This is a genomic window from Paraburkholderia bannensis (assembly GCF_014200455.1).
GTDB classification, from domain to species: domain Bacteria; phylum Pseudomonadota; class Gammaproteobacteria; order Burkholderiales; family Burkholderiaceae; genus Paraburkholderia; species Paraburkholderia bannensis_A.
Map to the genome: position 1 here is coordinate 376,907 of NZ_JACHBW010000003.1, position 12,116 is coordinate 389,022.

At 64.2% G+C, this 12,116-nt stretch carries 11 protein-coding genes; 9 read left to right on the forward strand and 2 right to left on the reverse strand.

Features of this window, described 5'->3' with window-relative positions; translation table 11 throughout:
• Positions 1-215: 215 nt before the first annotated feature.
• The 6 genes from F4827_RS07390 (at position 216) to F4827_RS07415 (ending at position 7,119) form a co-directional block, all read left to right on the forward strand.
• Positions 216-1,640, forward strand: coding sequence for a GH1 family beta-glucosidase (locus F4827_RS07390; RefSeq protein WP_183723291.1), 1,425 nt, complete (start codon positions 216-218; stop codon positions 1,638-1,640).
• Positions 1,641-1,782: 142 nt separating this feature from the next.
• On the forward strand, positions 1,783-3,033 hold the full coding sequence (locus tag F4827_RS07395) for an ABC transporter substrate-binding protein (RefSeq protein ID WP_183723293.1): 1,251 nt from the start codon (positions 1,783-1,785) through the stop codon (positions 3,031-3,033).
• Between the two features lie 6 nt (positions 3,034-3,039).
• Positions 3,040-3,987, forward strand: a complete 948-nt coding sequence (locus F4827_RS07400; protein ID WP_183723295.1) for a carbohydrate ABC transporter permease — start codon at positions 3,040-3,042, stop codon at positions 3,985-3,987.
• Entirely contained in the window at positions 3,984-4,919 is a 936-nt protein-coding gene (locus F4827_RS07405) for a carbohydrate ABC transporter permease (protein ID WP_183723297.1), read from the forward strand. Before F4827_RS07400 ends, F4827_RS07405 begins: the two co-directional genes overlap by 4 nt.
• 26 nt (positions 4,920-4,945) lie before the next feature.
• Positions 4,946-6,043, forward strand: coding sequence for an ABC transporter ATP-binding protein (locus F4827_RS07410; RefSeq protein ID WP_183723299.1), 1,098 nt, complete (start codon positions 4,946-4,948; stop codon positions 6,041-6,043).
• Between the two features lie 53 nt (positions 6,044-6,096).
• Positions 6,097-7,119 carry a substrate-binding domain-containing protein gene (locus F4827_RS07415; RefSeq protein ID WP_183723301.1) on the forward strand — a complete coding sequence of 341 codons (1,023 nt, stop codon included), beginning with the start codon at positions 6,097-6,099 and terminating at the stop codon, positions 7,117-7,119.
• 17 nt (positions 7,120-7,136) lie between these two features.
• On the opposite strand, the gene ppk2 is transcribed toward F4827_RS07415, so the two are convergent.
• Complete coding sequence (gene ppk2 / locus F4827_RS07420; protein ID WP_183723303.1) at positions 7,137-7,964, reverse strand: polyphosphate kinase 2; 828 nt, start codon at positions 7,962-7,964, stop codon at positions 7,137-7,139.
• Between the two features lie 192 nt (positions 7,965-8,156).
• Entirely contained in the window at positions 8,157-9,599 is a 1,443-nt protein-coding gene (locus F4827_RS07425) for an MFS transporter (RefSeq protein WP_183723305.1), read from the reverse strand.
• 409 nt (positions 9,600-10,008) lie between these two features.
• On the opposite strand from F4827_RS07425, the gene F4827_RS07430 reads away from it, so the two are divergent.
• From F4827_RS07430 to F4827_RS07440, 3 genes are all read left to right on the forward strand, one after another.
• Positions 10,009-10,923 (forward strand): DUF2092 domain-containing protein, encoded by a 915-nt coding sequence (locus F4827_RS07430; protein ID WP_183723307.1) that lies wholly within the window; start codon positions 10,009-10,011, stop codon positions 10,921-10,923.
• A complete protein-coding gene (locus F4827_RS07435) occupies positions 10,923-11,444 on the forward strand; it encodes a DUF6515 family protein (RefSeq protein WP_221303609.1) in 522 nt (173 codons plus the stop codon). Before F4827_RS07430 ends, F4827_RS07435 begins: the two co-directional genes overlap by 1 nt.
• Positions 11,445-11,668: 224 nt before the next feature.
• Positions 11,669-12,106, forward strand: a complete 438-nt coding sequence (locus F4827_RS07440; RefSeq protein ID WP_233177970.1) for a Fur family transcriptional regulator — start codon at positions 11,669-11,671, stop codon at positions 12,104-12,106.
• Positions 12,107-12,116 lie beyond the last annotated feature (10 nt).

The window sequence follows — 12,116 nt, forward strand, 5'->3', positions numbered from 1 at the left end:
GCAGGAAAGCTCCTGCGCCGGGCGTTTTCACTTGACCGCAAACTACACGCAAACCGCACAGGGACGCTCCAGAAAAACCCCGATTGCCGGTGAGAATTCGCGGCTGATATCGTGCGCTCAAGCGCTGTGGAAGCGCTTCCACTTCATCGCCGCACAGACGTGGCGACGGGCCGCCAACCGGCCGCCAACCGGCCAGACCTCGCGCAGGAGCTTTCTTGACACACGATCCAGCCGCTTCGCCGCAATCCGCCTCGACGGCCATTATCGAAGACGACGCCTTCACACCGTCGCCCGATTCCGCGCTCTGGCGCAGCGACTTCCTGATGGGCGCGGCCACTGCGTCATACCAGATCGAAGGCGCAGCGACCGAGGACGACCGCCTGCCGTCGATCTGGGACACCTTCAGCGCCACGCCCGGCAAGGTGCTGGCCGGCGACACGGGCGCGGTGGCCTGCGATCACTACCATCGCTGGTCTGCCGACCTCGATCTGCTCAAGGAGCTCAATTTCGAGGCTTATCGCTTCTCGATCGCCTGGCCGCGCGTGATGGACAAGTCGGGCCGCCCCAATCCAAAGGGCATCTCGTTCTACAAGCGTCTGCTCGAACGCCTGAAAGAGCAGGGCATTCAAACCTTTGCGACGCTCTATCACTGGGATCTTCCGCAGCACCTCGAAGACCGCGGCGGCTGGCTCAACCGCGACACGGCCTACCGTTTCGCCGATTACGCCGATCTGATGAGCCGCGAGCTCCCCGGCCTCGTCGATGCATGGATGACGCTCAACGAACCGTGGTGCTCCGCGTATCTGGGTTACGGCAACGGCCATCACGCACCAGGCCTGTCGCACCCGCGCTATCCGACCCAGGCGATGCATCATCTGCTGCTCGGCCATGGCTTGACGACGCAGGTCTTGCGCGCCAACGACGCGAAGTCGGCCAAGGGCATCGTCGCGAATGTCGGGCGGGGCACGCCCCATTCGCAAACGCCTGCCGATATCACCGCCGCGCGCCGCTTCGAAGTGCAGCACAACGCATGGGTTCTCGACCCGCTGCTCAAGGGCGAGTATCCGGCCGAGCTGTTCGAACTCTGGCCAGGCACCGAGCCGCTGGTGCTCGAAGGCGACATGGAGACGATCGCCGCACCGCTCGACTTCCTCGGCATCAACTACTATTTCCGCACCAATGTGAAAAGCGATGGCGCGCACGGCTATACCGAAGTGCCGCTGCCGGGCGTCGAGCGCACCCAGATGGGTTGGGAAGTCCATCCGGACGGCCTGCGCGATCTGCTGCTGGGCTTCCATGACACCTACGACAAGCTGCCGCCGATCTACATCACCGAGAACGGCATGGCGTCGGACGACAGTGTGAAAGACGGCGAAGTCGTGGACACGCAGCGTATCGCGTTTCTCAAGCGCCATCTGGCCGCCGTCGACGCGGCCATCAAGGAGGGCGTCGATGTGCGCGGCTATTTCGTGTGGTCGCTGCTCGACAACTTCGAATGGGCGTTTGGCTACGAACGGCGCTTTGGCGTCGTGCATGTGGACTACGACACGCAAAAGCGCACCAAAAAACGCAGCGCCGAGCTGATCGCGCGCTTTATCGCCGAGCGCCAGGCCCGCAACGCCGGCCACGAAATCGACTAGCTGCACCGGCTGCGCGCCGCGAGAATGCGTCAACAGGGGAAGTAAAAAACCGCAGGACCGCGCGCGCACAGCCACCCGTTACAGCGCGATTGTTTGACTTCATCTACCTGTAAAGAAAGCCGGCACAACCGGAGGAGACGTAATGAAGCAAAACGCACCTGTCCTGCGCGGCATCGCCGCCGCGCTGGCATTGGCCGCAGCGCTCGCCGCCCACGTCACGCAGGCCGCCGACGCGCCGCTCAAGGCCAACGTGATTCACTGGTGGACCTCGGGCGGCGAATCGGCCGCCATCAAGCAGTTCGCGCAAGCCTACGATCAGGCGGGCGGCCAGTGGGTCGACAACGCAATCGCGGGCGCTGACCAGGCGCGCGCCACGGCGATCAACCGCATCGTCGGCGGCGATCCGCCCACCGCTGCGCAGTTCAATACCTCGAAGCAGTTTCACGATCTCATCGACCAGGGACTCCTGAATAACGTCGATGCGGTCGCGGCGAAGGAAAACTGGAACGGCATCCTGCCCGAATCGGTGCTCAGCCAGATCAAGGTCAACGGCCACTTCTACGCCGCACCGGTCGATATCCACATGCAGGACTGGTTCTTCTATTCGAAGCCGGTATTCGCGAAAGCGGGCATCACCGCCGAACCGAAGGACATGAACGAACTGTTCGCCGATCTCGACAAGCTCAAGGCGGCCGGCGTGATTCCGCTCGCGCTGGGCGGCCAGCCGTGGCAGGAGAAGATCACCTTCGACGCGATCTTCGCCGACATGGACCGCAATCTCTACATGAAGGTCTACCGCGACCGCGACGCCAACGCCGTCAACTCGCCCGCCTTCAAGAATGTGCTCGCGACCTTCAAGCGCCTGCACAACTATGTGGATGCGGGCTCGCCCGGGCGCAACTGGAACGACGCGACGGCGCTGGTGATTTCGGGCAAGGCGGGCATGCAGATCATGGGCGACTGGGCCAAGGGCGAGTTTTCCAACGCGAAGCAGGTCGCGGGCAAGGACTTCGGCTGCTTCCCGGGTTTCGCGAATTCGCCTTACATGGTGGCGGGCGACGTTTTCGTCTTCCCGAAGACCGACAATGCGCAGGCCGTGAAAGCGCAGCAGCTGCTGGCGACCGTGATGACCTCGCCCAAGCCGCAGGCCGCGTTCAGCGAGAAAAAAGGCTCGATTCCGATTCGCCTCGACGTGGATAACTCAGGCTTCGATATCTGCGCGAAGGAGGGCATGAACATCATGAAGGACAAGGCGCGCCAGTTGCCGAACCCGGAAATGCTCATTGCGCCCGATGTGCAGGGCTCGCTCCAGGACGTCATCACCAACTTCTGGAACAAGAACCAGTCGGTGGAGGACGCGCAAAAGGCGTTCGCTTCCGCGATCAAGAGTTGATGGCTCATGTACGCGCTCAAGCTGGACGAAGCCAAACAACGGTCTAAACGGCAAGCGCGTACAACGCGCCCCATGCGGCGGCGCATCTCGCTCGCCGCGTGGATCGCACTGCTGCCGATGGCTGTCACGGTCGTATTCGCCTATCTGGGCACGATGCTGTGGACCGCCCGCGTGTCGATGAGCTATTCGCGCTCGCTGCCGACCAACACGTTCGCGGGCGCCACGCAGTACGTGCGCCTCTTCAACACCGAACGCTGGATCGTGTCGCTGGAGAACCTCGCGATCTACGGCATCTGCTTTATCGTTGCGTGTCTCGTGATCGGCCTGTTGCTGGCGATCTTCATCGATCAGCGCGTGGGCGCGGAAGGCGCGCTGCGCACGATCTTCCTCTATCCCTATGCGATGTCTTTCGTGGCGACCGGCCTCGTGTGGCAATGGATCCTGAATCCGGAGCTGGGCGTGCAGGCGGTTCTACGTCACCTGGGTTTCGAACACGCGCGCTTCGACTGGATCGTTTCGCAACGCTTCGCGATCTACACGCTCGTGATCGCGACGGTCTGGCAGGCGGGCGGGCTCGTCATGGCGCTGCTGCTCGCTGGCCTGCGCGGCATCGACGAGGAAATCTGGAAGGCCGCGCGCCTCGATGGCATTCCGCGCTGGCGCGTCTACGTCAGTATCGTCGTGCCGATGCTCAAGACGTCGATCTCCACGGCCTTCGTGCTGTTGTTCGTGATGGTGGTGAAGCTCTACGACGCCGTTGTCGCCATGACCCAGGGCGGCCCCGGCACCGCGAGCGAAGTGCCCGGAAAATTCATCATGGACTATCTGTTCAATCGCGCGAACATCGGGCTGGCTTCGGCCGCCTCGATCGTGTTGCTCGCTACCGTGCTGGCGATTCTTGCGCCTGTGCTCTATGCGAGAAGCCGCATGGCCAGCAAAGGAGAACGCGCATGAGCGCGCCATTGACCGATTCATCAGAGGCCATTGCGCGCAAGGCGCACCGAACGCCCGGCGCGAAGGGGAAACCCGGACGCACGCGCTTCACACCAGCGCGCCTCGGTATCTACGGATTCCTGATGATTGCCGCACTGTTTTTCCTGCTGCCGCTTTACGTGATGCTGGTCACCTCGGTCAAGCCTATGGAGGAGATCCGCCTTGGCCATCTGCTGGCGCTGCCGCGTCATTTCACGCTCGCGCCGTGGCAGGACGCCTGGGCGTCGGCGTGCACGGGGCTCGAATGCGCGGGCATCCGCGTGGGCTTCTGGAATTCGGTGCGCATCGTCGTGCCCAGTACGATCATTTCGATTGCGGTGGGCGCGGTGAACGGCTATGCGCTGTCGTTCTGGAAGCCGCGCGGCGCGGGCGTGCTGTTCGCGGTGCTGCTGATGGGCGCATTCATTCCGGTGCAGGTGATGGTCTATCCGCTGGTACGCGTGCTGGCGAGCGTGCATCTCTTTAGCTCGCTGCCCGGCATCGTGGTGATCCACACGATCTTCGGCATGCCGGTGATGACGCTGCTGTTTCGCAACTACTATGCGTCGCTGCCGCAGGAGCTGTTCAAGGCGGCGCGCATCGACGGCGGCGGCTTCTGGCGCATCTTCGCGCAGCTGATGCTGCCGATGTCGGTGCCCATCATCGTCGTCGCGATCATCATGCAGGTCACGGGCATCTGGAACGACTACATCCTCGGCCTCGTGTTCGCGGGTACCCGCAATCTGCCCATGACCGTGCAGCTCAACAACATCATCAATACCACCACCGGCGAGCGGCTCTACAACGTCAACATGGCGGCGACCATCCTCACTTCGCTCGTGCCGCTCGCGATCTATTTCGTGTCGGGGCGCTGGTTCGTGCGCGGCATCGCGTCGGGCGCGGTGAAGGGATAAATGCAAGGCTTAACGAGAGACGAACGATGACGAAGCTGGCAAACGTGGCGGTGCGCAATCTGCGTATCGAGCTTGGCGCGAACACCGTGATCAAGGACCTCGACCTCGACGTGCGCGCCGGTGAATTCGTGGTGCTGCTCGGCCCCTCGGGCTGCGGCAAGTCCACCTTGTTGCACAGCATCGCGGGCCTGATCGACGTGACCGATGGCAGCATCGAGATCGGCGGCGAGGACATGACCTGGGCCGACCCGAAGGATCGCGGCGTGGCGCTGGTGTTCCAGTCCTATGCGCTCTACCCGACCATGAACGTGGAGCGCAATATGTCGTTCGCGCTGCGCATCAACGGCACCCCCAAGCCGGAAATCGAGCGGCGCGTGAAGCGTGCGGCGGACATGCTGCAACTCGGCCCGCTGCTCGCACGCAAGCCCGCGCAGCTCTCGGGCGGCCAGCGTCAGCGCGTGGCGATTGGCCGGGCGCTGGTGCGCGAAGCCGACGTGTTCCTGTTCGACGAACCGCTCTCGAACCTCGACGCCAAGCTGCGCACCGAGCTGCGCCGCGAGCTCAAGCAACTGCATCAGCAACTGGGCGCGACGATGATCTACGTGACGCACGATCAGGTGGAGGCGATGACGCTCGCCACCCGCATGGCCGTCATGAAGGGCGGCGTGATCCAGCAGTTCGGCACGCCCGCCGAAGTCTATGCGCGGCCCGACAACCTGTTCGTGGCCACCTTCCTCGGCACGCCGCCCATGAACCTGCTGCGCGGCACGCTGGCCGCCGACGAAGGCAAGCTGTGGTTCCGCGGGCTGGACCTTGCCATCGACGTGACGCACTACGCGTTCAAGGGCGCGCCCGATCTCACGCGGCCCTGCGTGCTGGGCGTACGGCCCGAGGATGTGCACGCGCGCGGGCGGGGCGGGGCGCAGGACGATCGCCTGTCAGGCTCGGTAACGCTGGTCGAGCCGATGGGCAACCATCGGGTGCTCTGGCTCGATTATCATGGCGTCCAGATCGCGTCGATCGATCAGGACAAGGCGCCGCTCGCCAGCGGGGCGCCAGTGTCGATCGAGATCGATGCGCAGCATGTGTCGCTGTTCGACGAAGCGAGCGGCGAGCGGCTCTGAAGTCACCGCAATACACCAAAAAATCAAGACCGAGACCAAGGGAAGAACCAGACGTGGCAACCCTGAAAGACGTGGCAACTCTCGCCGGCGTGGGCCTGTCCACGGCCTCGCGGGCGATTTCGGGCAAGGGGCCGGTATCGGCCGCGGCGGCCGCGCGCGTGCAGGCCGCCATCGAACAGCTGAACTTCCGGCCTTCGTCGATCGGCCGCGCGATGGCGACGCAGTCGCTCGGCATCATCGGCATCTTCGTGCCGACGTTTTTCGGCTCGTACTACGGCACGATCCTCAAGGAAACCGATACCGAACTTCGCGCTGTGCGCCGTCACGTCGTGGTGGCGACGGGTTGCGGCGAGGCCTCGCCGCGCGAGCAGGCCATCGAGGCGGTGCGCTTTCTGATTGGCCGCGACTGCGACGGCGTGGTGGTCATCAGCCACGACCTGCACGACGACGATCTGCGCATGCTGCACGCGCTGCATCCTCGCATGGCGTTCCTGAACCGCGCCTTCGACCAGATGCCCGAAGCGTCCTTTTGCGCCGATCACTTTCACGGCGGCGAACTCGCGGCACGCACGCTCATCGAGCATGGCCATCGCGAGATCGCGGTCATCGGCGGCACGGCCAGTTCTTCCGATAACCGGGCGCGCCTCGATGGTTTTTTCGCCGAACTGGAGCGACGCGGCATAGCGCGCGAGCAGGTGCCGCTCGTCATGTCGGACTTCTCGCCTGAAGGCGGCTATGCGGCGGCGGGCAAACTGCTCGATTCGAAACGTCGCTTCACGGGCCTCTTCTGCGCCAACGACACGATGGCGATGTCGGCGCTCGCGCGGTTGCAGCACGCGGGGATCTCGGTGCCGCGCGATGTCTCCGTGATCGGCTACGACGATGATTATTCGGCGGCCTATATGGCGCCCGCGCTGACTTCGGTCCATATCCCCACGGCCGAACTCACGCGCAATGCCGTGCGCTGGCTCATCAACCAGTGCTACGGCGCCGACTGGGAAATCCAGCGCCGCTTCGACGTGAGCGTGACGATGCGCGCGTCGGTCGCGCAGGCCAACCCGGCGCGAACGGGGTAAGGCTCACGGGGTAAGGTTCAATAAACCTGCGGTACGCGGTTGTAGGCGTAGTCGGGGTCCCGATAGCCGTCGGCCTTCTGGCGGCGCGGCAGCTTGACGGTCTCGCGCGGCACTTCTTCGTAGGGCACGCGGCTTAGCAGGTGAGCGATGACATTCAGGCGCGCGCGCTGCTTGTCGTCCGAGTGCAGGAAGAACCACGGTGCGAAATTCGTATCGGTTTTCTCGAACATCTCGTCGCGGGCGCGCGAGTAGTCGTACCAGCGATGGTAGGACTCCAGATCCATCGGCGAGAGCTTCCAGATCTTGCGTTCGTCGCTGATGCGCGCTTCGAGGCGGCGGGTCTGCTCTTCGGGACTGACGTCGAGCCAGTATTTCAGCAGGATGATCCCCGAGTGCACGATGGCGCGCTCGATCAGCGGCACCGTCGCCAGAAATTCCTGCACCTGCTCCGGCGTGCAAAAGCCCATGACGCGCTCGACGCCCGCGCGGTTGTACCAGCTACGGTCGAAGATCACGATTTCGCCCGCAGCGGGCAGATGCGGCAGGTAGCGCTGAAAGTACATCTGGCTCTTTTCGCGTTCGGTGGGCGCAGGCGTGGTGACCACGCGAAACACGCGCGGATTCACGCGCTCGGTGATCGCCTTGATGGTGCCGCCTTTGCCGGCGCCGTCGCGCCCCTCGAACAGGATGCAGACCTTCGCGCCGCTCCTCACGACCCATTCCTGCATCTTCACGAGTTCCTCGTGCAGGTGGCGCAGCGTCTTCTCGTACGCCTTGTCGCCGAGCCTTTCTTCCGGCTGCGCCAGCGCACGCTTCGATGCCTTCTTCGTTTTCGATTCGGACATGGCGGTCACTCCCATCTGATGTGATGTGAAAAGAAGCGGCGTCTGCAGCCGCATTCATGAAACCGCCATCGTACTGGGCGAAAAGGAAGCGCGGTTCGTGGTTGTCCGCTCGCAGGGGGTGTCCTGGATCGAAATCAAATGGCACACGCGGACGAGGTCATGACGGCGTCGCCCTTGTTCCTCTGATCCAGATCACTGTGAAATGGATTCGAGCGAGCGGTTTCTGGTGCGCGGCCCGAACAGGCCGATCGCCGCCATCACCATCACCATCGCGCCCGTAATTAGCGCGAAAACGCCTGGGACACCGAAGTGGCGCAGCGCGAACGCGATCATGAAGCCCGAGAACATCGCGGACAGCCGCGACATCGAATAGACGAAGCCCACCGCCGTGGCGCGCATGCGAGTGGGAAACAACTCCACCTGATAGGCGTGGTAGCCGACCGACAGCAGCGTGCCGCAGAGCGTGATGAGCACGCCCAGCACCATCAGCATCGCGGGCGACGACTGGAAAGCGAACAGCGTGCCGAACACCGCGATGCCGAGCGCCGCGAGCACGATGAGCGTCTTGCGCTCGATGCGGTCGGCGATCGCCATGCCGATCAGCGGGCCGAACGGGTTCGACGCGGCGATCACGAAGGAATAGAACAGCCCGTGCGTGACCGTCACGCCCTTGGAGACCAGCAGCGTCGGCACCCACGAAGCGAAACCGTAGAAGCCGATCGCCTGGAACAGGTTGAAGACGAGCAGGGTGATCGTGCGGCGTCGGTAAGGCGGCTGCCAGATCTCAGCAAAACGGGCTTTGGCCTGCGGCTGCGTAGCCGCGCTTGCTGCTTCGGGTGAAGGTGCGGGCAGCGCGCGGCCATACTGCGCCGCAACCTTGGCTTCGAGCTTGTCGAGGATGCGGGCGGCTTCCTCGTGGCGGCCGCGCTGCGCGAGCCAGCGCGGGCTTTCGGGCACGCGGCGGCGAATCGCCCAGGCGATCAGCGCACCGCATGCGCCGAACATCACCACCCAGCGCCAGCCGTCCAGACCGAGCGGCGTACGCGGCACGAACCACCACGCCAGCAGCGCCACCGACGGCACCGCGGTGTACTGCACCAGATGCACGAAGGCGAAGGCACGCCCCCGCATGTGCCGGGGCACGAGTTCGCTCACATAGGTGTCGATGGTGACGAGCTCGATCCCCACGCCGATACCGGCAATGAGACGCCACAGATTGATCGCCGGTGCGGAACCCTGCATCGCCATGATGAAGGTGGCCGCCGAATACCACAGCAGCGAAGCCGTGAACATCGTGCGCCGCCCATAACGGTCGGCGAGGCCCGTGAAACAGAAGGTGCCGATAAAGAGGCCCGCGAACGACGCCGCCACGAACGCGCCCAAGCCCGAAAAGCCGAAGAACGATGCCGTGGTGGTCGAGTAAAGCCCGCTTTTGACGAGGCCCGGACCCACGTAAGCCGTGAAAAAGAGGTCGTAGAACTCAAACCAGCCGCCGAACGACAGCAGCAGCACGAGCGCCCAGACCGCACGGGTGGCGGGCAGACGGTCGATGCGCGCATTGATCTGCGCGGCGGTGCCGCGCGCGGCATCGTCGCGGGGCGAAGCGTGGGTCGCGCCGAACGGCAAACTGGACATGGTGGCTCCTCCTGAGCACGAACTACGGTGTGGCGGCGCGCGAGTGCATCCGCTGTCTCGGGTTTTTCTTCGTGTTCTATCTAATAGAACTTCGTTCTATAATTCTTGAGCCGATAGTAACGCGGGGAGATCCGCCAACCGACCAGGGGTTTCACGGAGCGGTGCGGCAAAGATCGTTGCTGCGCGCGCCGCGAGGAAGACTGGCCGGCCCGATGAACGCATTCGTACGGCGAAGCGGCCGGGACGCTGCTAAGCTCGAAGTTACGAAGTGCGCGTGAGCACCGCGTTATCTTTCTGAAGCGTCGCGCGCAACGCCGGCCGTCACCATCGCTCATGGGCAAAGTGCAGGGCGGTGGCATCAACCGAGGATCGACGGCCGGACCAGGCGAACTTTCAGTCAGGAGACGTCGTGAACAAAAAAGTCTTCCCTGGAATCACCGCGCCCACGTTGCCGGCATGCGTCGGCACGAAGCTCGCTGTTTTGCTTTCCACCGCGCTGCTTGGCGCTTTGGTACTCACGGGCTGCGCGCATCAGGTGGCGTCCGGCGAGCATGTGCCGGCGCAATCGAACGTGCCGTCGCCGCTCAACGATCTGGGCACCGACGTCGCGAACGGTAGCGGCAACGGCGGCGCGTCGAGCGCGATCGATGCGCACGCAACCGACGCGCTCGACGCGATGGGGGCGTATCTGCGCACGCTGCGCGCGTTTGAAGTCGACGCCGATACCGCCACCGACGTCGTCCTCGACAATGGCCAGAATGCGGCGCTGCTGCGCCATACCGTGCTCAAGGTGAAGCGGCCCAATCGTCTGCGCGCCGATATCACCGGCAACGGCAATGTGCGCGGCATCCTTTACGACGGCCGTCGCTTCACGATTTACAACCAGCAAAAGGGCTTCTACGCGCGCAAAGACGCACCGCCGACGCTCGACGGCCTGGTCCACGATCTGGCCGATAACTGGCACATCGAAACGCCGCTCGCCGACCTGTTTTACTGGGGCAACGGCAAGCCGGACGATCAGGCGATCAGCGCGGCGCAGGTAATCGGCGTGGAAAAGGTCGATACGCGCACTTGCACGCACTACGCATACCGGCAAAGCGGCGCGGACTGGGAGCTGTGGATCGCAACGGGACGCCGCCCGCTACCGTGCAAGATGATCATCACGGATACGAGCCAGACCTCGCGGCCGCGCCACGAAGTCACGTATCACTGGAAACTGAACCCGGTGTTTGCGCCTTCGACGTTCGTGTTTCGCGCGCGCGCCGGGGCCCGGCAAATCGACCTGAAACCCGCTGATCGTTCGCCCTTCGAGGAGGCCGAATGATGACCGGACTATCTGCGCAAAAGATGATTGCGGCGGCGCTCTCGGTGTCGGTGACGCTGGCCTCGGCCGAGGCGTTCGCGTTTCGCGGCATGGCGCGCACGAGCATCCATCCGATGGGCGGGAATATCAGCGGTGGCCAGGGGCTGACGAGGCCGGGCTTCAACGGCGGCGGCGAACAGCACCATGTCCCTCAGCCGGGGCCGCAGCCGCATCCTCCTGGACCCAACCCGCCGAATCCGGATCCTCAACCGCATCCGCCTGGCCCTGGCCCGCATCCTCCGGGACCGCCGCCGCCACCGCCTGGCTACTGGGGCGGCGGCTGGTATGTCGATCCGGTGGCGGCAGCCGTGAGCGTCGGCGTGACGGCGGCCGTGGTCGGGTCGATGGTCGCGACGCTGCCGCCCGCATGCGCGACGGTCATCGTCGGCGGCGTAACGTATGAGCAGTGCGGCGGAACCTGGTATCAGCCGCAGTACGTCGGCGCGCAGGTGCAGTACGTGGTCGTGACCGCGCCGCAATAACGACCCGTTGCGCGCCGCGCGCACCGGCGACGGGCGCGGACTGATCGACCATCGCGTAGGCTAATCGCAAGGAAATCTCGCTCAAAGGTTCGGGGGCGGCCAAATCGCAGCGCGACGCGGGGACTTAAGCAAGCCTTAAGCAAGCGCCGACGAGACTGTCGTCTAAATCCGAAACTGTATCCGATGTAATGAGAGCGATTTACGCCGATCTGAAACGAGCCCGCATGCGTCCGACGTCTAGCCGCGTGGCCGTGCTGCAGCTTTTTCACGAATTCCCGACCGAACACATGACCGCCGATCAGGTGTTCCGACGCGTGCCGCCGGACACCGAGCAATGCAGCCTGGCGAGCGTGTATCGCGCGCTGGCGCAGTTGCTGGAGGCCGGCTTGATCAGCAATGCGTGGATTGGCGAGCAGCGCGTCGTCTATGAACTCAATCGCGGCACGCGCCATTCGCATCTGGTCTGTAACGACTGCGGCGCGATCCGCGACATCGACGACGGCGAACTCGAAACGCAGCACGCGGCCATCGCGGCAGCGCGCGAGTTCAGCTATACGAGTGCGAGTCTGGTGATCTTCGGGCGCTGCTCGCAGTGCGCGGCGGCGCTGGAGGCCGGTGGACGGCGCGCTGCGTTGCGCACCGCGATCCAGCGGGTGGAATAAGGCTGATCGA